Source organism: Streptomyces sp. 1331.2 (assembly GCF_900199205.1).
Taxonomy (GTDB): domain Bacteria; phylum Actinomycetota; class Actinomycetes; order Streptomycetales; family Streptomycetaceae; genus Kitasatospora.
This window is the reverse complement of sequence record NZ_OBMJ01000001.1, coordinates 4,129,868-4,151,178: the sequence shown is the minus strand read 5'-3', so window position 1 is coordinate 4,151,178 and position 21,311 is coordinate 4,129,868. Positions and strand designations below refer to the sequence as shown.

Annotated in this window: 27 protein-coding genes; 17 read left to right on the top strand and 10 right to left on the bottom strand. The window is 71.1% G+C overall.

From position 1 onward, the window contains the following. Positions 1-47 precede the first annotated feature (47 nt). Positions 48-1,961, bottom strand: coding sequence for an ATP-binding protein (locus CRP52_RS17640; RefSeq protein WP_097237295.1), 1,914 nt, complete (start codon positions 1,959-1,961; stop codon positions 48-50). A gap of 255 nt (positions 1,962-2,216) precedes the next feature. On the opposite strand from CRP52_RS17640, the gene CRP52_RS17635 reads away from it, so the two are divergent. After that, a complete protein-coding gene (locus CRP52_RS17635) occupies positions 2,217-2,540 on the top strand; it encodes a hypothetical protein (RefSeq protein WP_097237294.1) in 324 nt (107 codons plus the stop codon). Between the two features lie 125 nt (positions 2,541-2,665). Here CRP52_RS17635 and CRP52_RS17630 read toward each other — a convergent pair whose 3' ends face one another. Then, on the bottom strand, positions 2,666-3,841 hold the full coding sequence (locus tag CRP52_RS17630) for a TetR/AcrR family transcriptional regulator (protein WP_097237293.1): 1,176 nt from the start codon (positions 3,839-3,841) through the stop codon (positions 2,666-2,668). A gap of 260 nt (positions 3,842-4,101) precedes the next feature. Between CRP52_RS17630 and CRP52_RS17625 the strand changes: the two genes are divergently transcribed. Continuing rightward, the gene (locus CRP52_RS17625) at positions 4,102-5,259 is read left to right on the top strand and encodes an acyl-CoA dehydrogenase family protein (protein ID WP_097240146.1); all 1,158 of its coding nucleotides are present in this window, start codon (positions 4,102-4,104) and stop codon (positions 5,257-5,259) included. Between the two features lie 105 nt (positions 5,260-5,364). Here CRP52_RS17625 and CRP52_RS17620 read toward each other — a convergent pair whose 3' ends face one another. Beyond that, positions 5,365-5,628 carry a hypothetical protein gene (locus CRP52_RS17620; RefSeq protein ID WP_097237292.1) on the bottom strand — a complete coding sequence of 88 codons (264 nt, stop codon included), beginning with the start codon at positions 5,626-5,628 and terminating at the stop codon, positions 5,365-5,367. Between the two features lie 190 nt (positions 5,629-5,818). Here CRP52_RS17620 and CRP52_RS17615 point away from each other — a divergent pair, with 190 nt between their 5' ends. After that, positions 5,819-6,136, top strand: a complete 318-nt coding sequence (locus tag CRP52_RS17615) for a cupin (protein WP_097237291.1) — start codon at positions 5,819-5,821, stop codon at positions 6,134-6,136. Positions 6,137-6,155: 19 nt separating this feature from the next. On the opposite strand, the gene CRP52_RS17610 is transcribed toward CRP52_RS17615, so the two are convergent. Next, entirely contained in the window at positions 6,156-6,740 is a 585-nt protein-coding gene (locus tag CRP52_RS17610) for a TetR/AcrR family transcriptional regulator (RefSeq protein ID WP_097237290.1), read from the bottom strand. A gap of 135 nt (positions 6,741-6,875) precedes the next feature. On the opposite strand from CRP52_RS17610, the gene CRP52_RS17605 reads away from it, so the two are divergent. From CRP52_RS17605 to CRP52_RS17585, 5 genes are all read left to right on the top strand, one after another. Continuing rightward, positions 6,876-8,447 carry an MFS transporter gene (locus tag CRP52_RS17605; protein ID WP_097237289.1) on the top strand — a complete coding sequence of 524 codons (1,572 nt, stop codon included), beginning with the start codon at positions 6,876-6,878 and terminating at the stop codon, positions 8,445-8,447. Positions 8,448-8,648: 201 nt separating this feature from the next. After that, on the top strand, positions 8,649-9,284 hold the full coding sequence (locus CRP52_RS17600; protein ID WP_097237288.1) for a class I SAM-dependent methyltransferase: 636 nt from the start codon (positions 8,649-8,651) through the stop codon (positions 9,282-9,284). A 135-nt stretch (positions 9,285-9,419) separates the two neighbouring features. After that, entirely contained in the window at positions 9,420-9,989 is a 570-nt protein-coding gene (locus tag CRP52_RS17595) for a methyltransferase family protein (protein WP_097237287.1), read from the top strand. A 228-nt stretch (positions 9,990-10,217) separates the two neighbouring features. Next, the gene (tatA, locus tag CRP52_RS17590) at positions 10,218-10,484 is read left to right on the top strand and encodes a Sec-independent protein translocase subunit TatA (RefSeq protein WP_097237286.1); all 267 of its coding nucleotides are present in this window, start codon (positions 10,218-10,220) and stop codon (positions 10,482-10,484) included. A gap of 416 nt (positions 10,485-10,900) precedes the next feature. Further along, a complete protein-coding gene (locus tag CRP52_RS17585) occupies positions 10,901-11,428 on the top strand; it encodes a potassium channel family protein (protein WP_097237285.1) in 528 nt (175 codons plus the stop codon). 161 nt (positions 11,429-11,589) lie between these two features. Here the strand turns inward: CRP52_RS17585 and CRP52_RS17580 are convergent, their stop codons facing one another. Next, positions 11,590-11,835 carry a hypothetical protein gene (locus tag CRP52_RS17580; protein WP_097237284.1) on the bottom strand — a complete coding sequence of 82 codons (246 nt, stop codon included), beginning with the start codon at positions 11,833-11,835 and terminating at the stop codon, positions 11,590-11,592. Then, positions 11,835-12,200 (bottom strand): ATP-binding protein, encoded by a 366-nt coding sequence (locus CRP52_RS17575; protein WP_097237283.1) that lies wholly within the window; start codon positions 12,198-12,200, stop codon positions 11,835-11,837. Before CRP52_RS17575 ends, CRP52_RS17580 begins: the two co-directional genes overlap by 1 nt. Before the next feature lie 242 nt (positions 12,201-12,442). On the opposite strand from CRP52_RS17575, the gene CRP52_RS17570 reads away from it, so the two are divergent. The 9 genes from CRP52_RS17570 (at position 12,443) to CRP52_RS17530 (ending at position 17,813) form a co-directional block, all read left to right on the top strand. Next, positions 12,443-13,306, top strand: a complete 864-nt coding sequence (locus tag CRP52_RS17570) for a helix-turn-helix domain-containing protein (RefSeq protein WP_097237282.1) — start codon at positions 12,443-12,445, stop codon at positions 13,304-13,306. Further along, entirely contained in the window at positions 13,299-13,490 is a 192-nt protein-coding gene (locus CRP52_RS17565; protein WP_097237281.1) for a DUF397 domain-containing protein, read from the top strand. The genes CRP52_RS17570 and CRP52_RS17565 overlap by 8 nt, the downstream gene beginning before the upstream one ends. Before the next feature lie 63 nt (positions 13,491-13,553). Beyond that, the gene (locus CRP52_RS17560; RefSeq protein ID WP_097237280.1) at positions 13,554-13,745 is read left to right on the top strand and encodes a DUF397 domain-containing protein; all 192 of its coding nucleotides are present in this window, start codon (positions 13,554-13,556) and stop codon (positions 13,743-13,745) included. Between the two features lie 91 nt (positions 13,746-13,836). Beyond that, entirely contained in the window at positions 13,837-14,520 is a 684-nt protein-coding gene (locus CRP52_RS17555; RefSeq protein ID WP_179852833.1) for a hypothetical protein, read from the top strand. A 198-nt stretch (positions 14,521-14,718) separates the two neighbouring features. Further along, complete coding sequence (locus CRP52_RS39625; protein WP_097237279.1) at positions 14,719-14,940, top strand: hypothetical protein; 222 nt, start codon at positions 14,719-14,721, stop codon at positions 14,938-14,940. Continuing rightward, positions 14,924-15,445, top strand: a complete 522-nt coding sequence (locus CRP52_RS17545; RefSeq protein WP_097237278.1) for a DUF6879 family protein — start codon at positions 14,924-14,926, stop codon at positions 15,443-15,445. The genes CRP52_RS39625 and CRP52_RS17545 overlap by 17 nt, the downstream gene beginning before the upstream one ends. Beyond that, on the top strand, positions 15,435-16,283 hold the full coding sequence (locus CRP52_RS17540; protein ID WP_097237277.1) for a helix-turn-helix domain-containing protein: 849 nt from the start codon (positions 15,435-15,437) through the stop codon (positions 16,281-16,283). Before CRP52_RS17545 ends, CRP52_RS17540 begins: the two co-directional genes overlap by 11 nt. A 70-nt stretch (positions 16,284-16,353) precedes the next feature. Next, positions 16,354-16,806, top strand: coding sequence for an NUDIX domain-containing protein (locus tag CRP52_RS17535; protein ID WP_097237276.1), 453 nt, complete (start codon positions 16,354-16,356; stop codon positions 16,804-16,806). Continuing rightward, the gene (locus tag CRP52_RS17530; protein WP_179852832.1) at positions 16,731-17,813 is read left to right on the top strand and encodes a hypothetical protein; all 1,083 of its coding nucleotides are present in this window, start codon (positions 16,731-16,733) and stop codon (positions 17,811-17,813) included. The genes CRP52_RS17535 and CRP52_RS17530 overlap by 76 nt, the downstream gene beginning before the upstream one ends. Positions 17,814-17,960: 147 nt before the next feature. On the opposite strand, the gene CRP52_RS17525 is transcribed toward CRP52_RS17530, so the two are convergent. The 4 genes from CRP52_RS17525 to CRP52_RS17510 all read right to left on the bottom strand — a co-directional run bounded on the left by CRP52_RS17525 (position 17,961) and on the right by CRP52_RS17510 (position 21,261). Then, positions 17,961-18,572, bottom strand: a complete 612-nt coding sequence (locus tag CRP52_RS17525; protein ID WP_097237274.1) for a class I SAM-dependent methyltransferase — start codon at positions 18,570-18,572, stop codon at positions 17,961-17,963. 175 nt (positions 18,573-18,747) lie between these two features. Continuing rightward, positions 18,748-19,242, bottom strand: coding sequence for a hypothetical protein (locus CRP52_RS17520; protein WP_257032541.1), 495 nt, complete (start codon positions 19,240-19,242; stop codon positions 18,748-18,750). Positions 19,243-19,378: 136 nt separating this feature from the next. After that, a complete protein-coding gene (locus CRP52_RS17515; protein WP_097237273.1) occupies positions 19,379-20,029 on the bottom strand; it encodes a response regulator in 651 nt (216 codons plus the stop codon). Next, positions 20,017-21,261 (bottom strand): sensor histidine kinase, encoded by a 1,245-nt coding sequence (locus CRP52_RS17510; protein WP_097237272.1) that lies wholly within the window; start codon positions 21,259-21,261, stop codon positions 20,017-20,019. The genes CRP52_RS17515 and CRP52_RS17510 overlap by 13 nt, the downstream gene beginning before the upstream one ends. Positions 21,262-21,311 lie beyond the last annotated feature (50 nt).

The following is a 21,311-nucleotide window of genomic DNA, read 5'->3' as shown; positions in this document are numbered from 1 at the left end:
CGTCGTGCTGATGAGTTGTCTATCGCGGACCACTGACAATCCGTCCGTCACGCCTCGTCCGCGAGGGCGCCGGGGCTGTCCGGGACGTCCGGCAGGCCGGCCGGCACGGCGGCGGTCAGCGCGGAGACCGCGGTGCCGACACCGGACAGCGCGGCGGTGAGGTCGCCCTCGACGGGGCCGGAGGAGGCCGCCGCCATGATCACCTTGAGCGAGCGGAGCAGCCCGGCCGCGGTGGCGCTGCCGGTGTGCCCGGTGCGGTAGGCGGTGAGCAGGTCCTGGACGGCCGGGCAGGCCAGGTTGAGGTAGAGCCGGGCCTTGACCTCGCCGTCGGTGCGGGCGGTGAAGGCGCGGGCCAGCCGCAGTGCGGCGGAGGGGATCCGGGCGTCCGCCTGGTCGTCCTCGATCCGGGCCTTCAGCTCGGCCTCGCGGTCCGGGACCAGCACCAGCGGCAGGCCGGGCGGGTCGAAGCGGGCCGGGACGAGCTGTTCGCCCGGGTCGGCCAGGGCTCCGGCCAGCCAGGCCGACTCCTGCTCCGGCAGCGGGCGCTCCGGGTCGCGGAACAGCTCGCGGTTGCCCTGCTCGCTGCCCAGCTCGACCAGCCGGCAGCCGCGCAGCTGGGCGTAGCGGCGCAGGAAGGGCAGGACGGCGTAGCGGTCGCCGCGGGCGATCGGCACCCGCATCGCCCGGTACAGCATCTCCTCGAAGCCGCCGCCGCTGCCGAGCGCGACGTGCACCGCTCCTCCTCCGGCGGCGCGCAGGGCCCCGGCGGTGAGGTCGCCCTGCGAGGTGGGCACCGGGACGTCGTCGGCGAGCAGGGTGAACAGCCGCTCGTCGCAGAGCGCGGCGCCGAGCAGGTCCTGGCCGTGCCGGGTGAGGATGCGGCGCCAGGCGGCGGGCCGCAGCCGGGCCGTCTCGTACAGGCCGTCCACGATGGCGTCGGTGAGGGCCTTCTGCAGGGCGCGGTAGTGCTCGTCGCGCTGCAGGTCCTCGCGGCTGGCGGTGGGGGTGAGCCGGCTGGACTCGACCACGCCGCCGATGAAGCCGGCCCAGCCGGGCAGCAGGTCGCGGGCGTCCTCGGCGAGCAGCATGCCGCGCAGGTAGACGGCGAGGTCGCGGTTGTCGCTGCTGCCGTAGGTGCCGCCGTCCTGGACCCAGAGCAGGCCGATCGCGTCGGTGACGCCGTCGACCGGCCGGACGGGGAAGGCGGTGAGCGGTTCGAAGCGGCGGCCGAAGGCGGCGGCGAAGCGCATCCGGGCGGCGTGCTGGTCGCCCTCCACGTGCCGGCGCCAGGGCACTTCGACGGAGTTGACCGGCTGCTCGTCCTCGCCGACGTAGACCGGGATGGGCAGCAGGACGCAGTACCGGGCGAGGACGTCGCGCAGGACGGACTCGTCGGCGAGGTGGGCGTGTTCGGCCTTGAGCGCCAGCTCGACCACGGTGCCGGGGCGGGGCCGGGCGGGCACCGGGTCGACCCGGTACTGCTCGCCGCCGCGGCTGCGGTAGCGGTGGCCGAGCTGCGGCTCGCGGTGCGAGGTGGTGGTGACGGTGACCTCGTCGGAGATCGAGAAGGCGGAGAGGAAGCCCAGCCCGAAGGCGCCGATCAGCTCCTGGTTGCCGGTGAGTTCGCGCAGCATGCGGGTGTAGCCGGTGCCGACGGTGGCGAGGTAGGAGTGGATCTCGGGCTCGGTGAGGCCGGCTCCGGTGTCCTCGATGGCGACGGTCCGGCGGGCGGCGTCGGCGCGCACCCGGATCTGCGGGCGGTGGTCGCCGTCCGGGTCCTCCAGGAGCCGGCGGGTGTGCGAGTCGTGCGCGTTCTGGACCAGTTCGCGCAGCGCGACCAGCGGGGTGGAGTAGAGGTGGGTGGCGAGGACGTTCACCAGGCCGCCGAGATCGACCTCGGTCGTCCGAAGGTCCTCGGCGGGGGTGGGATCGGGCTGGACGGGCTGGACACCTTCAGACATGGGTCCTCAGTGTGCCAGTGCGACAATCCGTCGACCATTTCTTTCTTCCCGTGCCCTCAGGGCGGAATGACGATATGACGGAATACGGTCAATTCGGAATTGACCGGACCTCCACCATCGAAGGAACTGCCACCCATTCGGTGGAGTTCGTCCACACCGCTGGTGAATGCTGGACGGGCGACGTCAGGCAACGGCGCTGCGGAGCGGCCACTCCGGATCGCGCCACCATTCGCACTTCCAGTCAGGGAGACCAGCGTGTCCCGTATTCGCGCAGCCGCCGCCGTCACCGCCCTCGGGGCGTTCCTCCTCGTCGGTGTCGGTGCCGCCACCGCGCACGCCGACAACGGCGCCGGCGCGATCGACCACTCCAACGGCAGCGTCGTGAGCAACGTCGGCTCGGGCAACGTCATCGGCAACGTCCACGGCAACGTGGTCAACACCCAGCAGACGGCCACCGGTTCGGGTGCGAGCAACCAGAACAACGGCCTCGCCGTGACCGGCAACGGCGGGAACGTCGGCGCCCTGCAGGGCAACGGCAACTCCGACACCCAGGTGTACTACCCGCACGTCCTGTCCTAGGCCGTTACGTCTGCCAGGCCGTACGGCCGCGCCTGGTGGGGCCGGGCGCCCGCCCCGACGTCCTGTCGTCGGAGGCGGGCACCCGGCCCCACCGTTTCTCCGGCCGGGTTCCTCGGCCCGGTTCCTCAGGAGAGCCCCAGGACGGCCCGGCCGAGGCGCAGTAGGCACTCCCCCAGGTCCGGCCGGGCGCTGTGCGGACGGTTCCGCACCCCGTCGTTGACCAGCGCGAACAGCGCGTGCACCCGGATCCGGGCGGCCGCCGCGTCGCACTCCGGACGCACCTGCCGCAGCAGGCCGACCCAGGTGCGCAGGAAGTCCCGCCGGAAGTCCAGGGCGGCCCGGCGGTCGGGCGGGGCCAGCCGCTCCGTCTCACTGAGCATCGCGCCCAGGTAGTCGCCGTTGCGCAGCGCGAAGCCGACGTACGCACCCAGGCCTGCCGCCAGCGCCGCCCCCGGGCCGTCGGCGGCCGCGATGGCACCGTCCACCTCGTGCCACAGGCGCTCGCGGCTGCGCACCAGCGAGGCGGCGAGCAGCTGCGCCTTGCTGTCGAAGTGCCGGTACACGCTCGGACCGGATATCCCGACGGCGGCGCCGAGTCGGTCGGTGCTGACGTTGTCGAAGCCGCGCTGGTGGAACAGCCGGACGGCCGCCGCCAGCAGTTCCTCCCGGCGTGCCTGCGGCCTGGCCTCCGGCGCGGTGGCGGGCGCGGTGACGGACGCGGGGGCAAGGGCCGGGTGGCCGGCGGCCGGACCGGAGAGCGGGACGGCGAGGACGGCCGCGACCAGCTCGCGCAGCAGCGCCTCGGCCCGGCGGGGCTGCGGCGCGGCCGACTGGTAGGACAGCCCGGCGCAGGCCGAGAGCGCCGACCAGCAGAGCAACTCGGCGTCTGCGGCGGTGAGTTCGTGGCGTTCGGCGCGCAGCGCGGTGGCCATCAGGGTGACGTCCGCACGCAGTTCGCGGCGCAGGGCCGCCCGTCGGGCCGGCGGCAGCAGCCGGGCGTCGCGCTGCACCAGGGTGCCGAGCGGGCGGTGCCCGACCGCGACGGCGGCCAGCGCGGCGCCGATCTCCCCGGTGGTGCGGGCCGTACGCAGTCCTTCGGCGAGCGCGTCCAGCCCCAACCGGACGACGCGGTCGAGCAGTTCGGGCTTGCCGCGGAAGTGCCGGTAGAGCGCCGGAGCGGTGATGCCGACCCCGGCGGCCACCTCGGACATCGACACCTGGTGGTAGCCGCTGCGGTGGAAGAGCTCGGCGGCGACGGCGAGGATCTGGGCACGCCGCCCGGGCGGCCGTCGGACCACCATCGCGCGCCTCCCCGCCGTCTTCCCGGGCCCGGCTCCCGGACACTCGCCGAACGCTCCCGGAAATCCCCGGGCACCCCCGGACGCCTCCGGGCACTCCCGGAAGGCTAGCAAGGATTCACTTACCGCCCCTTCCGACCTTGCTCCGCAAGCCTGCCGACGCTGGACAGCCGAAGCTACCCGGGATTAACTTGTCGGGCCACCACCTGGCCCGTTCCGCCCCGCCGACCGCTCCGGCCGGCACCGTCGAAGGGAGCGCCGCCGTGCGCCGCACCGTGTTCAACGAGGACCACGAGGCCTTCCGGGAGACCATCCGGGACTTCATCGCCAACGAGGTCGTCCCGGTCTACGAGAGCTGGGAGGCCGAAGGCCACCCGCCCCGCGACTTCTACCGGCAGCTCGGCGAACTCGGCATCTACGGCATCGAGGTGCCGGAGGAGTACGGCGGCGCGGGCGAGAGCGGTTTCAAGTACCAGGCGGTGGTCGCCGAGGAGACCGCCCGGGCCGGCGTGAGCTTCGGCTCCTCCGGCGTGCACACCGGGCTGGTGCTGCCGTACCTGCTGGAGTACGCGAACGAGGAGCAGAAGCAGCGCTGGCTGCCCGGCTTCGTCTCCGGCGACATCATGACCGCGATCGCGATGACCGAGCCGGGCGCCGGCTCCGACCTCGCCGGCATCACCACCACCGCGCGGCTCTCCGAGGACGGCACCCACTACGTCCTGAACGGCGCCAAGACCTTCATCACCGGCGGCGTCCTGGCCGACCTCGTCCTGGTGGTCTGCCGCACCGCGCCGTACGACCCGGAGAACCGCCGGGCCGGCCTGTCCATCCTCTGCGTGGACACCACCTCCGAGGGCTACACCGTCGGCCGCAAGCTGCAGAAGATCGGCCTGCGCACCTCGGACACGGCCGAGTTGGCGTTCAGCGACGTCAAGGTGCCGGTGGAGAACCTGCTCGGTGAGGAGGGGCGGGCGTTCGCCTACCTGACCCACAACCTGGTGCAGGAGCGGCTGGCCATCGCCGTCGGCGCCTACGCGGCGGCCGCGGCCGCGGTGCGGTTCGCGGTGCAGTACGTCAAGGAGCGCAAGGTGTTCGGCAAGGCGGTGGCCGAGTTCCAGAACACCAAGTTCACCCTGGCCGACTGCGAGTCCCAGGTGATGGCGCAGCAGTCGATGGTGGACCGCGCGCTGGAGCTGTACCAGAGCGGCGAGCTGACCGTCGCCGACGCGGCCGCGGCGAAGCTGTTCTGCACCGAGTCGGCGTCCGTCGTGATCGACAAGTGCCTCCAGCTGCACGGCGGTTACGGGTACATCCTGGAGTACCCGATCGCCCGGCTCTACACCGACAACCGGGTGTTCCGGATCTACGGCGGCACCAGCGAGGTCATGCGCAGCATCGTTGCCAAGTCGCTCGGGCTGTAGGGCGGCAGGGCTGCCGGGCTGCCGGGCTGCGGTCGAACCGGACTGCAGCCCCCCGGGCTCCCGGGCTCCCGAGCTTGGGCTCCTGGGCTCCCGCGCTCCCGGGGCTCAGTTGGGCGAGCTGTGCTGGGCGCGCCAGGCGTCCCAGCCGGCCGAGGAGGCCACCTTCGCGTCGTGCAGGGCCCGCTGGGCGAGCGCGGTCGGCGGGGTCTCCAGGTTGCGCACCCAGCTGCGGCCGGCCGTGAACAGCGCGGTGCACACCATCGCCGCGCCGGCCGCGCCGAGCAGCGAACCGACGCCGGTGAGCAGCACGCCGCCGGCCAGCAGCGAGCGGTTGACCTGAAGTCCGTTGAACATCTGGTTGGTCGCCATGCCTCCACGATGCGGGCAGTCGGCGGAGCCTGCACCTCGGGCCGCTCGATCGGCCCGGGCCGGGCCGCTCCGGGTGCGGGAGGCCGGGGCGTCCGCGACCCTGGGCACACGACCGCACACGACCCTGCGCGACGCGCACGACACGTACGACGCACACGACCCTGGGCCCCCGGAGCGAGGAGGCGGCGCGATGCCCGATCTCGAACAGCTCGCCGTGGACCAGGCCGCCCTCGCGGCCGAGAGCCCGCACGGGCGCAGCGCCCATCTGGTGCTGCACGACGGCGTCCTGCGGCAGACCGTGATCGCGCTGACCGCCGGGACCGCCCTGGACGAGCACAACCCGCCCGCCGCCGGGAGCGTCCAGGTGCTGCGCGGCCGGGTCTCGCTGACCATCGCCGGCCGGCAGCTGGAGCTGCCCGTCGGCCGCCTTGAGCCCGTCCCGCAGGAGCGGCACGGGCTGCTGGCGCACGTGGACTCGGTGGTGCTGCTGACCGCCGTCACGACCTGACGGCACCCGCCCGGAGAGCTCAGCCGCGATTGAGCACGCTGTCGCTGACCAGCCGCAGCCCGCGCAGGAAGTCCATCCCGCTGGGCGCGAGTTCGGGTGCGGCCAGCCACTGGGCGGCGTAACCGGCCAGCAGGGTCTGGTAGAAGGCGCCGCGGACGAGTTCCTCCTCGGTGTCGGGCACCTCGGTCAGCCCCTGGAACAGCGCGGCGAGGCCGAGCCGGCCCTCCTTCTGCGCCCCCGCGAAGGCCTCCGCCAGTTCGGGAGCGTGCGCGGCCTGGGCGAGCGCCTCGAACTGGGCGGCCCAGAGCCCGCGGTGCTCGACGAAGACGTCCCGCAGGCCGTTCCAGACGGCCGCGAAGCGCACCTCCGGATCCTCCGACACCTGGGTGGCGCCGTACACGACCGCGCCCAGCGCCTCCCCCATCTCGCCGATCGCCTCGATCATCGCCGCGTTGAGCAGCGCGTCCTTCGAGCCGAAGTGGTAGCCGATCGCGGCCAGGCTGACACCGGAGGCGGTGGCGATGTCGCGGGCGGTGGTGCGCCCGTAGCCCTTCTCGTACAGGCAGCGCTTGGCGCCGGCCATCAGGTCTTCGCGGTTTCCCATGCCCCGATCCTACGGAAGTGCTGCACAGATGTCTTGCACGAATGTCTCGCACGGGCGTCTTGCTCAGTCGTCTTGCACGTTCGATTTACACATACGTACTAGACAGACGTCTGACACGCCCGTACCGTCTTCCCCATGACCGCAACCACCGGCCGCGCAGGCCGTCGCGAATGGATCGGCCTGGCCGTCCTCCTGCTCCCGACCCTCGTCCTCGCCATGGACATGGGCGTGCTCTTCTTCGCCGTCCCGTACATCTCCACCACGCTGGCGCCCAGCGGCACCCAGCAGCTGTGGATCATGGACATGTACTCGTTCCTGCTGGCCGGGCTGCTCATCACGATGGGCGCGCTGGGCGACCGGATCGGCCGCCGCCGGTTGCTGATGATCGGCGCCGGCGGCTTCATCGGCGCCTCGCTGCTGGCCGCCTGGTCGCACGACGCGAACCAGCTGATCGCGGCCCGGGCCCTGCTCGGCACCGCCGGGGCCACCGTGATGCCCTCGACCCTCGCGCTGATCCGCACCATGTTCCACGACCCCAAGCAGCGGCAGGCCGCCCTCGGCGCCTGGGGCGGTGTCCTCACCGCCGGGGCCACCCTCGGCCCGGTCGCCGGCGGCCTCCTGCTCGACCACTTCTGGTGGGGCTCGGCCTTCCTGCCCGCCGTCCCGGTGATGGCCCTGGTGCTGCTGACCGCGCCCGCCCTGCTCCCCGAGTACCGCTCCACCGCCCGCACCGGCCGCTTCGACCTGCTCGGCGCCGCGCTCTCACTGGCCGCGATCCTGCCGCTCGTCTACGGGGTCAAGACCCTGGCCGTCGACGGCTGGAGCCCGCAGCCCGCCCTCGCCCTCCTCGCCGGCCTGCTGCTCGCCGCCGCCTTCGTGTGGCGTCAGCGCACCGCCGCCGCCCCGCTGCTCGACCTGAGCCTGTTCCGGATCCGCACCTTCAGCGGCGCGATCAGCGTCAACACCATCGCGATGTTCGCGATGATGGGCTTCTCCCTCTTCACCTCGCAGTACCTGCAGCTGGTCAAGGGCATGAGCCCGCTGACCGCCTCGCTCTGGTCGCTGGTGCCCAGCGTGGGCGTCGGCGCGGCCGTCGGGACCAGCTCGGCGCTGGCCGGCAAGGTCCGCCCGGCGGTGCTGATGGGCGGCGGGTTCCTGATCGGCGCGGCCGGCTTCGCGATGATGACCCAGGTCGGCCCGCACTCCCCGCTGGCGCTCATCCTCACCGCAGCGGGCGTGCTGGCCGCCGGGACCGTCGGCACCATGACGATGACCGCCGAGATGGTCGTCTCCGCCGCCCCCGTCGAGCAGGCCGGCGCCGCCTCCGCCACCTCGGAGACCGCCGTCGAGCTCGGCAGCTCGCTCGGCATCGCCCTGCTCGGCGCGGCCGGCGCCGCGGTCTACCGCCACCAGCTGGACGGTGCCCTCCCGGCCGGCCTCCAGGGCGAGGCCGCCCGGACGGCCCAGGACACGCTCGGCGGTGCGGTCACCGTCGCCGCCCACCTGCCCGGCCGGCTCGGCACCGACCTGCTGGAGACCGCCCGCACCGCCTTCACCGACGGCCTGCACGTCGCCGCCGTGGTCGGCATGGTCTTCGCCCTCGGCGCCGCGCTCCTGGCCTACCGCCTGATGCGCCACCTCCCGGCCGCCGCACCGGCCGAGACCCGGGCCGAGAACGAGGCCGCGCCCGAGGCCGTCACCGTCTGACCCGCCCGGCCGCAACGGACCGGTCCACGCGAGTCATCGAGAGCCCCCGCCCACCCCGGGTGGGGGCTCTGTGCCGTGTTCAGGCCCGATCAGTGGTGACGCGTGCGGATCATGGCAAGCACCTCCGCCGTGCCGACGGAGGCGCGATCGCCGGGGCCGTTCCGCCCTCGCTCCTCGGCCCGCCGTGCCAGGGTGGGCGGCATGACTGCCGATCATGCGCGGGTGCGGGGGAGTTACGACGCGGTGGCTGAGGAGTACCTGGGGCGGATCGGGGGTGAGCTGGCCTTCAAGGTGGTGGACCGGGCGCTGCTGGGCGTCGTCCTGGAGGAGGCGGCCGGCGGGGTGGTGGCGGACCTCGGGTGCGGGCCCGGGCACGTGGCGGGGTGGCTGGCCGGGCGCGGGGCCGAGGTGGTGGGGATCGACCTGTCCCCGCGGATGATCGAGCTGGCCCGGCGGGAGCAGCCGCGGGCCGCGTTCCGCACCGGCGACCTGCTGGCGCTGCCCGCCGCCGACGGGGAGTTCGCGGCCGCCGTCGCCCTGTACTCGGTGATCCACCTGGAGCCGGCCGAGCTGGCGCCCGCGTTCGCCGAGGTGCTGCGGGTGCTGCGGCCCGGTGGGGTGCTGCTGGTCTCCTTCCACCTGGGCACCGAGGTGCGACGGATGGAGGAGTGGTGGGGGCACACCGTCGACGTGGACTTCCACTTCCTGCAGACCGAGGCCGTCGCCGCCCTGCTGGCCGGGGCCGGGTTCACCGTCGAGGTGCGGCTGGAACGGGAGGGCCTGCCCGAGGAGGCCCCCACCCGGCGCGGCTACCTGCTGGCGCGGCGCCCGGCGTGAGCGTCCGCTTGGGCTGAGCGGCCGCGCCGCCGTCCACCCGGGGGTGGACGGCGGCGCATCCACCCCCGGGCGCATGCACCGGCGGGCCGCCCGGAGGACCGTGGAAACGTCCCTCCGACCGCCGGGAGCCGCCGCATGTCCCTGCCCACCCTCCTCTCCCTCCTCGGCGTCCTGTGCTGGGCCGCCTACGAGCTGCTGCTGCGCCGCCGCGAGGACGCCGCCGCCGGCAGCTGGCGCGCGGACCGCCGCGACCGCGGCTCGACCCGGCTGCTGCTCGGCTGCTACCTGGCCTCGGTGCTGGTCGTGGTGCTGGCCGACCGCGCCTCGATCGGCGAACTGCCCGACCGGGCACGCTGGTTCGGGGTCGCACTGGTGGCCGCCGGGCTGGCGCTGCGGGCCTGGGGCATGCGCACCCTGGGCGCGTACTACACCCGGACCCTGCGCACCGTGGACGCCCAGCGCGTCGTCCGCAGCGGCCCGTACCGGCTGATCCGCCACCCCGGCTACGCCGGCAGCCTGCTGGTCTGGATCGGCTACGCGCTCGGCACCGGCAGCTGGGCGGCCGCCCTGGTGGTCGCGGCGCTGCTGCTCGCCGCGTACGGCTGGCGGATCGCCGCCGAGGAGCGGCTGCTGCTGGACTCGCTGGGGAGCGAGTACGCGCAGTACCGCCTGGTGTCGAAGCGGCTGGTGCCGTTCGTCTACTGATCGGACCGGGGCGGGCCGCCGGTGGACCGCGCGGCTCGCCCGCCGACCGCCTGCCGCCCGACCTGGCCCGCCACCGCCTTCGGGCGTGCGCTCCACTCCGTGGCGGCACCTGGTTTTTGGCCAGCGTTTCCCGGCCGGTGTATCCGTTCGCCGTGAGGGCCAGGCATACTGGCCAGCACGGGCGCTAGCCCGCCATGACTCTAGACAAGAAGGGACCGGTGGCCAGGGATGCTGCGGAACGGTCTTGAGCCCTGGCACATCTTCGTGGTGCTGGCGGTCGTCATCCTGCTGTTCGGTTCGAAGAAGCTGCCCGAGATGGCGCGCGGCCTCGGCAAGTCGATGCGCATCCTGAAGGCCGAGACCAAGGCCATGCGCGAGGACGAGACCCCGGCGGACGCCGGCACCGCGCAGAGCACCGAGCGCCCGGCCGTCACGCCGACCAACGTGACCAAGGCCACCGAGACCACCGAGACCAAGCGGCCCGAGACCACCTGAGTTCTCCCCGTTCTTCGGAAAGCCCCTGGTGATCCCACCGGGGGCTTTCCGCTGTCCGCGCGCGGCGACGGCATCCCTCGGGAGGCGTAGATCTCTGCGCGCGGGGGTCACCTTCAGCCCCAGGCACGTGGCGAAGGCCCCGGCGGCTCCGCTGCCACCGTCGGACTGCCCGCGCCATTCCCGCCCACCCCGCCCGCGCCGGACGACATGAGGCCTGGTGGCTCCACCGAGCTGCCGCCCCCGCCACCACCACCGCCGCTACCGGGCTGGGCGCCGTACGGTGGGGGCCTGCGGGCCGGGGGGCGGATCGGCGCGGTGCTCGGCGGGCGGCTCGGCGGGTGGCTCGGCGAGCCGGACTCGCCTGATCGGTCTACGCGGGCGCGCGTCTCGGGCGGTGTCGATGGAGGCTGGGCGGGATGTCCGAGAGCTCTCCCCCGCCGCCGCCCGCCGACCTGCGGGCCTGGGCCTGGCTGCTGGTCGCGTTCACGCTGCTGATGGTCGGGTACTTCACGCTGCCGCTGGAGTGGTTCGGGGACCGGCGTCCGCTGGTGAGCTGGTTGGGCTTCGCGGGGGCCCTGGCGGCGCTGAGCTGGCTGATGGTCGTCAAGATCGTCGGGGTGCTGCGGGGGACGGCCAAGCGGCCGGTGGCCTGGCTGGTGTTCCTGATCGCCCTGGCGATGAACATCTTCTCGGCATCGTACTTCGTGCTGGGTTCGCACAAGGCGGAGTTCGCGGGGCTGGAGACCCGGCTGGACGCGCTGTACTTCACGGTCGTGACGATGGCGACGGTCGGGTACGGGGACATCACGCCGTCGGGGCAGGCGGCACGGCTCGTGGTGATGCTGCAGATCGGGTACAACTTCGTGTTCCTGGCGGCGGCCGCCGGGACGGCTTCGCGGGCGGTCCGCAGCAATGTGGAGCAGAGGTTCCGGGGAAGGGACTGACCGGCACGGCGGGCCTGTGCACGCGACCCGCCGCGCGTACCGGGTCAGTCAGGCTTCCTCGTCGGGCGGCGGGGCCGCGCGGAGGGCGGTGACGACGCCCAGGGCGACGGTCGCCAGGGCGAGGGAGAGGAGGACCGCGAAGGCCGTCGCGATCAGGAACCTCACCAGGTCTCGCGCTCGGCGTCGAGGAGGAGGGTGAGGAGATTGAGGAGGGTGGACGCCGGGGCCGTGTTGAAGCGGACGAGGACGCGGCCGTCGAGGGTCCGGTCGGTGCCGGCGGAGGGCCAGATCAGACCGAACTTGCGGCCCCGCTCGTCGACTTCGGCGAGGAGGGTGCGGATGTGGGCGTCGGTGTAGTGCCTGATCCGGGGGTCGGTCGGCAGCATCGGGTGGCGGGGGACGGACATCAGGCGGCGCCCTTCTCGCACTCGAACCAGACGGACTTGCCGCGCTCCTGGGGGTCGACGCCCCACCGTCGGGTGAGGCCGGCGACGAGCTGCAGGCCACGGCCGGACTCGGCGAGGAGGGAGAGGGGCCCCTGGTCGGGGAGGAGGGGGCTCTCGTCGGAGACGGAGACGCGGAGGACGGCGTTGAGGAAGAGAATCTGGACGATCGGCGCGGGGGTGCGGCCGTGCCGCCAGGCGTTCACCAGGAGCTCGCAGAGGGCGAGTTCGGCGTCGAAGGTGGCGGAGGGCGGCCACCCGGCGCGGATCATCGCGTCGCGGAGGGACTGGCGGGTGAGGGTGAGGGAGGGCGTGTTGAGGTGACGCATGGGAGATCTCCCGGGCGTGTGTGGTGGTGGTGAACCGGCGGATACGTCGCCGTGAACCAGGCCAGGCACGAGGGCATGGCTGCTCTGCGGTGCGACGGATAGGCGTTACTGACGATCCGTCGGATCGATGTGACATCGACCATAGCGCAGCGTGACTTCATATGTAGGCACTCTCGCTGCAGATTCCCCCTTCCGTGCGAAGCGCGGCAGACTGGTCCCACGCGCCCCACCGAGAGGACACCATGCCGCTACGCCGCGAACCGACCTTGCGCCAGCGCCGGTTGGGAGCCGAGATGCGCCGGATGCGCGAGCAGGCCGGCCTCGGAGGCAGCCAGCTGGCTCGCGAGCTCGGCCTTGCGCCAACTCAGGTGACACAGATGGAGACCGGCAAGATCGGCGTGAGCGCCGAACGTCTGCGCACGGTCGCCGCAGCCTGCAGTTGCTCCAACGCTCCCCTCATCGAAGCCCTTGCCGAGATGGCCACCGAGCGAAGGAAGGGCTGGTGGGAGGAGTACCGGGGGACAGTCTCCACGGATCTGCTCGACCTCGCCGAGCTCGAAGACGCCTCAAGGCAGCTCACCACCTACACGATCACTTTCGTCCATGGGCTTCTGCAGACCAGGGCCTATGCCGCCTCGGTGTTCGCGCGAGCGATTCCACCTTTGCCTGACCACGAGGTCGACGTTCGCCTGAACTTCCGCATGCAACGCCAGCACATTGTCCACCCGAATACAACGCCCATCCGCGCCTTCATTCACGAAGCAGCACTCAGGATGCAGTTCAGCGGCCCGAAGGTTCTCGCAGACCAGCTTGATGTCCTCATCAAGCACTCGGAACAACCGGGGATCTCGATCCGCGCAGTGCCTTTCGATGTCGAGTCCCTGCCCGGCCCAAGCGAGAACTTCACCTACGCAGAGGGTCCGGTGGCCGAGCTGGATACGCTTCAGATCGACACCAGTCACAACAGTCTGATTTTCGACTCCCCCGCACAGCTCGCCAGCTACCGCGAGATCCTCAGGCGGATGGCATCCGTTGCCCTCTCGGAGGAGGAGTCACGGGACTTCATCCGGCGCATTAAGAAGGAGATCGAGAGCAAGCATGGATGACTCCACATGGCAGAAGTCCAGTTACTCGGGCTCAAGCAATGCATGCATGGAGGTCCGCACCGCTGACGGGCTGGTCGAACTCCGCGAGTCCGACGAGGGCGAAACCATCCTCCGCACCACCGCCGCCACCTTCACTGCCCTCCTCCACTCCCTCAAGGCCGGTGAGTTCGACCACCACGCCTGATCGTTCCGGCCCCTCGCGCGATCGAGCGCGAGGGGCCGAAGCACCCATCCCCCGGAGGCCAGAATGCCCAGCACCGCCTGGCAGAAGTCCAGCTACTCCGGCGCAAGCGACAACTGCGTCGAGGTTCGCGCCGCGAATGGGACGGTCGAACTCCGCGAGTCCGACGAGGGCCACCTCATCCTCCGCACCGCCCCCGGCACCTTCACCGCCCTCCTCCACGCCCTCAAGGCCGGCGAATTCGACCACCACGCCTGACCACCCACCACCGCACAGGAAGTCGGCCCGTCCGACTTCCTGTGCGGTGGGCCGCGCGCAACGAACCTCGCCAAGGCTCGTTGACCAGGCCATGAAGAACGTCATCGTGCGACGACGGCTACGCGTCCCCGTCCTCGTCACCATCTCCGCCCTGACGCTGGGGGTTGTGGGCGGAACGGGCACCGCGCAGGCGAGCCCGGCGAATCGCTCCTGCCCGGCAGGCGAGATCTTCGCCACCAACAACACCGCGATCATCACCGACCCGGCCGACCCCCGGCTCAACACCCGCCTCACCCGCTTCGACCACGAGGTGCGCGGGATCATCCGCGCCAACGGCGCGCGGCCCGGCGCCTCGAAGCTGCTCGACGGCGTCTTCTGGTCCAGCGATCTCAAGCGCGCGACCTACGAACGCTCGCGCGAGTTCGATGTCAACAGGGTCAGCCGGGACGGCCTGCACCACATCGCCGGCGTGATTGCCAAGCAGTACCACCAGGAGGCGGTCCTGACCTTCCGCTGCCTCCCCCGCACCTCGCCGGAAACCGACGCGGTCGAGATCCAGGCCCCGGGCGTGTCCGCGACCAAGCTCCACGACGCACTGCTCGCCGACCCCGAAGCCCGGGACGAACTCGGCGGCGGCTCGGTCTCCCTCGACGGAAAGCTCACCCTGATCGCCCCGCTCGCCGACCTGCCCCTGGCCCAGAAGTTCACCCAGTCCCTCGGCGTCGACTGGAACACCGCCGATGTCCGCTACGGCGACGAAGAGTTCGTGAGCTGAACCAACCCCGCACCGCCCTTCGCCCCGCCGAGCCCTCGCTCGGCGGGGCGAACTGGCAAGACCCGCCGAAGCAGACCACTCGACCTTGATCTTTAGTCCGATACAGGAATTCCTCCCACCTCTCGTGGACAGCCGACGATCAGCTCCCTAGCGTCATCTCCAAGTAGCCCGACAGGGCTGCACTCCTAGGGGGTTGAGATGGACACCAGGTCGGGTCTCACACGTTTGACCAACACGGGCAACGGCAGCGGCTCGGGGGAGTGCAATCAGAACGACTGTCCCAACGTCTACCGCACCGAGCGGGGGACGTTCGTGATCCAGGGGGCCACATCCGGCGCCTTCACGCCGCCCCGCGGCGAAGGGCTGGTGGAGATCCCCGAGAGTGTGCTTCGGGAGGCTGTCCGTGCGCTTGGATGGTGAGGTCTGGCAGGCCAGGTTCCGTGACTTCGAGACGGAAGCGTGGCGGTTGGAGACGCTGCCGGTCTACAACGTCTCGCAGGAGGAAGAGGAGCTGCGAGCGTTTCGCGCCGGCGAGCGGATCGACCCGCGCACGCACACCAACTCCTACACGGAAGACCTCCGACGAGTGCGGCGGGAGGGGAAGTCCAAGGGGCGCGTGCACATCGTCACGCGGCCGCTCTCCGAGTACCTTCGCTATGAGTTCATGTACTACCTGCCCCACGTGTGGGCCGGCGAGGACGTGAGAATCATGGACGTCACGGATCGGCCCAATCCCCTGGCTGGCGTGACCGACTACTGGATGTTCGACAAGAAGGAGGTAGTGCTGATGAACTACCTCCCTGATGGCACGCAGATCGACCGCACCGTGTTCGAGGGCGATATCAGCCACTTCATCGAATACCAGCGGATCGCCATCGCCGAATCGGTGCCTTTCGAGGAGTACGTGAAGGGCATTGACATTTGATCCGCAGTCGCTGGGTCAATCCAATTCAGACCTGGCGGCAGTCCTTCAAGAGCTTCGCAAGCGAGCTGGACTCTCCGGAGTCCAGCTCGCTCGGCGTGTCAACATGTCACAGTCCAAGATCTCCAAGATCGAGACCGGCAAGGTCACCCCGTCGCTCGTCGACGTCGAACTGATCCTCCGAGTACTGCGGACACCCTCGGAGCTTGTGGCGCACGTGACCGCTCTCGCTCGCATCGCGAACACGGAGTGGCAGGACGCCAGGGCCCTGCGCCGGAAGGGGCTGGACAAGAAGCAGATCGAGCTGGCGAGTCTTGAACGCAACTCAACGACGTTCAGGTACTTCCTGCCGACCATGATCACCGGCCTGCTTGCGACACCTGACTACATCAGGGCCAGCCTCGCCCCGTTCCCCGGCGACCACACGAAGGCCATCGCCAAGAAGCTGGAGCGGCAGGCCGTTCTCTACGACTCCGCCAAGCGCTTCACCTTCATCCTGACTGAGCAGGCGTGCCTCTGGCCGCTTGTGCGGGAGCAGGCCATGGCCATGCAGTTAGACCGGCTGGCCTCCGTCTCACGCTTACCGAACGTTCGGCTTGGAGTCATCCCGATGGCCGGCCATATGCCATGGGCGCCATTGAACGTCTTCACGGTCTACGATGCCGCTCTGGCCACCGTGGAAGTCTCCACAGGAGCGCTGGTTTTTCGCGACCCACGCGATATCCAGGAATACCTGGACGAGTTTCGAACCTTTGAAGGGTATTCACTCTGGGGCGATGAAGCCCGCGCAAAGCTGGGCGCGTGGGCAAACCGCTTTCGGAGCATATCGCGCGATCTCTAGTCGATATCAGGAATACCATTGAGCGGCCGCTCGGAAATCCCCTAATCTTCCCCTGAACGAAGGCAGGTCCATGAAGAAGATCGTCGCGAAGCTCTGGCGGATCATCCGTGGTCCGATGCAGTGGCGCGTTCTGTGGCTGTGGCACTCGAAGTTCATGGTCGGCGTGACGGGCATCGTCCGCGACCAGGACGGGCGGGTGCTGCTGCTGAAGCACCGCATGTGGCCCGAGGGCCGCCAGTGGGGTCTGCCCACCGGCTATGCGAACGCGGGCGAGAGCTTCGAAGACACGATCGTGCGTGAGGTCAGGGAGGAGACCGGACTCACGGTCAAGGTGTGCGAGTTGGCGCACCTGAAGAGCGGCTACAAGCTTCGCGTCGAGGTCGCCTACGAGGCCCTGTACGTCAGCGGGCGGATCGAGGCGGCCTCGTTCGAAATCCTGGAGGCTCGATGGTTCTCACCGGACGATCTCCCCGAGGGAGTACAGGACTCGCACCGGCAGCTGATCGCTCGTCGGCGGCCCTGACCCTCGGTCACTCGCTCACCCCCTCCTGCCTGGGCCCGAACGAGCACCTGGCCGGCGACGTCAGCGAGCAGGCCGAGCTGGCCCATCTGCTGGCCGCACGGCGGGCAACGGCGGCGCTCGACCGGGCTCACCCGCACATCACGTTCTCCCTCCTGCACTGGGTGCTCGACACGTGGTCCGACGAGTCGGCCCGGGAGGTCTTCCGGCAGGGTGCTGGCCTCCTGGCGGACCGCTACCGGGAGTTGGGGCTGAGCCGGCTGCTGCCGATCGACCGGGTGTGGGTCGGGGTGCGGTCGACCCGGCCCGACTCCTTCGGCGGCTTCCACCACCCGAACCAGGGCTACCGGCACGTGCAACTGGCGTCGGTGATCACCCGCTACGGGCGGTTGGACGACCCCCGCTTGGCATCACCGGAACTGGTGGCGCTCGATCTGCTGCGGTCCTACGCCCACGACTGCCTGCACTGGGGCTCGTTCCGGGAGTACCGGCTGATGACAGGCGAGCCGATCCGCAGCCGCTACGGGATCAACTGGCGTGACCCGCACGGCCGGTCGTACTCGGCACCGGACAGGGCCGATGCCGTTTCGACCCGGAACCTCGGCATCGTGATGGAGGGAGCCACCGATCGGGAGGCCCGGATGATCGCCACTGCGGTAGCCGACCGTCTCGGGCTTGCCGAGCACATCGCACCGCCCGATCGTCTGGCCTTTCGCGACACCACGGGCCGCCTGGAGCCGAGCGACTTCGACCACGCGGAGCCTGGCATCGCCTCCCGTTTCCACCTGGCGATGGCCGGATACGAGCACGGCGTCGGAGCGCGGTACGCGCGCTTCCTCACCGAGTTCGGCGGGGCCGACTCGCATGCGCTGCACGAGCTCATCCTCGCCGCGATGATCTGCGGCGACCTGCGCCCCCTGACGACCTGGCTCGACCAGCGCCACGGACCCGAAACCTTCCGCCGCACCTTCCGCTCACCCGCCTACGCTGGGCCCGATCCGTTCGCGTAGGGCCACCTTCGCGCGGTTCCCTGCATAGGAAGTCGGCCGGGCCGACTTCCTGCTCCCGCATCGATGCGGGAGCGCTCGGGGGAACGACGGCAAACCGGGCGCGCCGTGCCCCTGCGGTTCGGCCGGGCGGGCGCCGGCCGAGTGGGGTCAGGCGTCGATCGGGCGCAGCAGCGCGTAGTACGCGAACGGCGGACCGTACAGCCGGGCGACCCGCAGCCCGGCTCCCTCCGCCAGGCCGATCAGCGCGGACGGCCGGATCTGGTGCCGGTCGAAGAACTCGCCGACCACCAGCCGCCCGAACGGCTTCAGCACCCGGCGCAGCTCGGCCAGCGTACGTGCCGGATCCGGGATCTCGCCCAGCGCCGTCACCAGGTAGGCCGCGTCGAACGAGCCATCTTCAAAGGGAAGTTCATGTGCGTCAACGCAGTTCGGCACGATGTTGTCGACGCCCTGCTCCTTGGCCCGGCGGCCCACGTGGTCGAGCATCTCCTGCTGGATGTCCACGATGTCCAGCCGGCCGTTCGGACCCAGCTGCGGTGCGACGTGCAGCGACTGCAGGCCGGTTCCGGGGCCGATCTCCAGGATCCTCTGGCCCTCCCGGGCCTGCAGCACGTGGTCCAGACGCTTCAGGGTCAGGAACGGCAGCGGCAGGTCGAGCAGCCAGCGCTGAGAGTACGGGTACGGCGCGGAGTCGGTGAACCACCAGGTGGCGACGGCGGCAGCAGCGCCCGCGCCGATCAATGCCCGCGAATTCCTCATAATTCCTCCCCAAAAGTCCGATTGGGCCATCGATGCGTTTCTGATGGCCAATCAGTTGTGTTTGCATGCAATCTGCTGGCGGCAGGCCGGGACTTCCCGGAACGGACCGGACCAGACCGGACCAGACCAGACCAGACGGGACCACAAGCGCCGATCACGTCGCGAGCTCTTCCGCTCAGCGGGCCGGCCGAGGGATGGTCCGGGTCGCGAGAACCGCACAGGCCACCGCCAGCGGCAACTCGGCGAAGACCGCCATCAGCACCGCCAGCTTGAAGTCCGAACCCGGGGCAGCCGTCATGGTGTCGAACCAGGCGTCGACCAGCAGCAGGGCCGAAGTCGCGGCGGATGTCAGGCAGGCCCGGCTGTCGCCGCGCCTGAGGAACAGTCCGGTGGAGAGCAGGCCGAGCGCCTCGGAGCTGTCCAGACCCGTCCACGTCCAGGCCCAGTGCGAGGCCTGAGCGGTGGCCGGCAGCTCGGTGTGCAGGAGGACCAGCCAGGGAATCATCGCCAGCCCGAGCACGGTGAGGACCGTGGCCGCCCGACGACGCAGCAGGGGGAACGTCGAAGCGGCCGCGGCCTTCGGAAGGATCCGCGGGGCACCGGAGTCCGAACCGGCGTCCGCGCGGACCGGACGGTGCGAATGAACGCCGGTCAGCTGAGTGCTCGCCATGACACCTGACTCCCTCCCGTGCCCGCCCCGCGGGCACGACATCAGCATGTCGTTCGCGCGCACCCGAGGCAGTAGCGCTCCTATCCGACTTGATGGTGGTGCTACTTACACCTTCCGGGCCGGCGGGAGCAGCCGGTCAGGCCCGGGACGCTCCGAGGAACCGCAGTACGGCCAGGACGCGGCGGTGGTCCGCGTCGACCACGGGTAGGTCGAACTTGGCGAAGATGTTGTTGATGTGCTTGGCCACGGCGCTCTCGCTGACCACCAGCGCCTGCGCGATGCCGGCGTTGGATCGCCCCTCGGCCATCAGGCCGAGCACCTCCCGTTCGCGGGGGGTCAGCCGCGCGAGCGGGTCGCTGTCGCGGCGCAGCAGCAGCTGGGCGACGACCTGCGGGTCCAGGGCCGTGCCCCCGTCCGCCACCCGCCGCACCGCCGCCACGAAGTCGGCGACGTCCGCCACCCGCTGCTTGAGCAGGTAGCCCACACCGCTGGTGTTCGCGGCCAGCAGGTCAGCCGCGTAACGCTCCTCCACGTACTGCGACAGCAGCACCACCGCCGTCCCCGGCCAGCGCCGGCGGATCTCCATCGCCGCCCGCACCCCCTCGTCGGTGAAGCCGGGCGGCATCCGGACGTCGATCAGGGCGAGTTCGGGCCGGTGCTCCGCCACCGCCGCCAACAGCCCCTCCGCATCGTCGGCTTCCGCGGCGACCTGGAACCCGCCCATCTCCAGCACCTTGATCAGGCCGACCCGCAACAGCACCGAGTCCTCGGCGATCACCGCGCGCACGGCAGCTCCGCGGTAATGGTGGTGGGCCCCCCGACGGGGCTGTTGACGTGGAAGGCCCCGTCGAGGGAGCCGACCCGCTTGGCCAGCCCGGCCAGCCCCGTGCCGGCGGCGGCGTCGGCGCCGCCCAGCCCGTCGTCGGTGACGCGCACTCGCAGCACCTCGCCGACCCGACGGACGATGACCTCCGCACGCATCGCGTTGGCGTGTTTCGTCGCATTGGTCAGCGCCTCCGAGACCACGAAGTACGCGACCGACTCCACGCTGGGCGCCACCCGTTCCTCCAGATCGACCCGCAGCCGCACCGGCAGGGGCGTGCGGGCAGCCAGCCCGGACAACGCCGCGTCCAGACCTCGGTCTTCGAGCACCGCCGGGTGCAGCCCTCGCACCAGGTCATTGAGTTCGGTGATCGCCTCCTTCGCCTCCAGGTGCGCTCTCGCGATCACCTCGCGGGCGCCCGGCAGGTCCGGGCGGGTGGCAACGGCCAGACCCAGGTTGACCGCGAGGGACACCAACCGCTGCTGGGTGCCGTCGTGCAGGTCGCGCTCGATCCGGCGGCGCTCCGCGTCGACGGCCTCGATCAAGTCGGTCCGGCTCACGGCCAGCTGATCGACCCGCTCCTGGAGCCGCTGCGCCCGGCTGGGCCCGAGCAGGCCCAATGCCAGCCGTGCCTCGGCGCGGGCTCCTGCCTGCGCGGCCCAGGGCAGGGCGCACAGGAGGAGGAGTCCAGCTGCTGTGTAGGCCGGCAGCTGCGTCAGGTAGCCGAACCAGTCCTGGCGGATTCCGGTCGGCAGCGCCCATGCCCAGGCGCAGGCGATGACGCCCGCCAGACCCGCCGCTGCCACCGCGAGCACCAGCAGCTCCAGCAGCGCGAGCAGCGGGCCCAGCAGGAGGTGGTAGCCGATCTTGCGCCAAGGCCGCGTCGCCGCGAGCCACCGGGCGGTCGAGGCCCACGTCCGTCGTTCCGGCGCGGTGGGGGTGAGTCGCGGGACGTCCACACCGATGAGCACCCGGTAGCGAGCCCGCTGAACGGCCGTCAGCATCGGCGTGCCGAGCAGGACCAGGGCGGCCGAGACGGAAACCGCAAGGAGCCAGTCCCCCGTCCTGGCGGTGGTCGCCGCCGCCCAGGCCCACACGGGCACCAGCGCCAGGTGCGGCAGCACACCAGCGGCAAGAAAGCCGGTGTCCCGCTGTGCCCGGAGCGCCGTGCGTCTCAGTCCGGCTGGAATCGTCATGGCACGACGCTAGGGCACCTCAGGAGGACGGTGCCATGAAACCTGCACCC

Coding starts and splice junctions, on each gene's coding strand:
- CRP52_RS17565 (WP_097237281.1), top strand. CDS start 13,299: ATGGATGACTCCACATGGCAGAAGTCCAGTTACTCGGGCTCAAGCAAT.
- CRP52_RS17530 (WP_179852832.1), top strand. CDS start 16,731: ATGGTTCTCACCGGACGATCTCCCCGAGGGAGTACAGGACTCGCACCG.
- CRP52_RS17615 (WP_097237291.1), top strand. CDS start 5,819: ATGCCCGATCTCGAACAGCTCGCCGTGGACCAGGCCGCCCTCGCGGCC.
- CRP52_RS17600 (WP_097237288.1), top strand. CDS start 8,649: ATGACTGCCGATCATGCGCGGGTGCGGGGGAGTTACGACGCGGTGGCT.
- CRP52_RS17630 (WP_097237293.1), bottom strand. CDS start 3,841: ATGGTGGTCCGACGGCCGCCCGGGCGGCGTGCCCAGATCCTCGCCGTC.
- CRP52_RS17535 (WP_097237276.1), top strand. CDS start 16,354: ATGAAGAAGATCGTCGCGAAGCTCTGGCGGATCATCCGTGGTCCGATG.
- CRP52_RS17510 (WP_097237272.1), bottom strand. CDS start 21,261: ATGACGATTCCAGCCGGACTGAGACGCACGGCGCTCCGGGCACAGCGG.
- CRP52_RS17555 (WP_179852833.1), top strand. CDS start 13,837: ATGAAGAACGTCATCGTGCGACGACGGCTACGCGTCCCCGTCCTCGTC.
- tatA (WP_097237286.1), top strand. CDS start 10,218: ATGCTGCGGAACGGTCTTGAGCCCTGGCACATCTTCGTGGTGCTGGCG.
- CRP52_RS17580 (WP_097237284.1), bottom strand. CDS start 11,835: ATGTCCGTCCCCCGCCACCCGATGCTGCCGACCGACCCCCGGATCAGG.
- CRP52_RS17520 (WP_257032541.1), bottom strand. CDS start 19,242: ATGGCGAGCACTCAGCTGACCGGCGTTCATTCGCACCGTCCGGTCCGC.
- CRP52_RS17525 (WP_097237274.1), bottom strand. CDS start 18,572: ATGAGGAATTCGCGGGCATTGATCGGCGCGGGCGCTGCTGCCGCCGTC.
- CRP52_RS17610 (WP_097237290.1), bottom strand. CDS start 6,740: ATGGGAAACCGCGAAGACCTGATGGCCGGCGCCAAGCGCTGCCTGTAC.
- CRP52_RS39625 (WP_097237279.1), top strand. CDS start 14,719: ATGGACACCAGGTCGGGTCTCACACGTTTGACCAACACGGGCAACGGC.
- CRP52_RS17560 (WP_097237280.1), top strand. CDS start 13,554: ATGCCCAGCACCGCCTGGCAGAAGTCCAGCTACTCCGGCGCAAGCGAC.
- CRP52_RS17570 (WP_097237282.1), top strand. CDS start 12,443: ATGCCGCTACGCCGCGAACCGACCTTGCGCCAGCGCCGGTTGGGAGCC.
- CRP52_RS17640 (WP_097237295.1), bottom strand. CDS start 1,961: ATGTCTGAAGGTGTCCAGCCCGTCCAGCCCGATCCCACCCCCGCCGAG.
- CRP52_RS17585 (WP_097237285.1), top strand. CDS start 10,901: ATGTCCGAGAGCTCTCCCCCGCCGCCGCCCGCCGACCTGCGGGCCTGG.
- CRP52_RS17575 (WP_097237283.1), bottom strand. CDS start 12,200: ATGCGTCACCTCAACACGCCCTCCCTCACCCTCACCCGCCAGTCCCTC.
- CRP52_RS17595 (WP_097237287.1), top strand. CDS start 9,420: ATGTCCCTGCCCACCCTCCTCTCCCTCCTCGGCGTCCTGTGCTGGGCC.
- CRP52_RS17620 (WP_097237292.1), bottom strand. CDS start 5,628: ATGGCGACCAACCAGATGTTCAACGGACTTCAGGTCAACCGCTCGCTG.
- CRP52_RS17605 (WP_097237289.1), top strand. CDS start 6,876: ATGACCGCAACCACCGGCCGCGCAGGCCGTCGCGAATGGATCGGCCTG.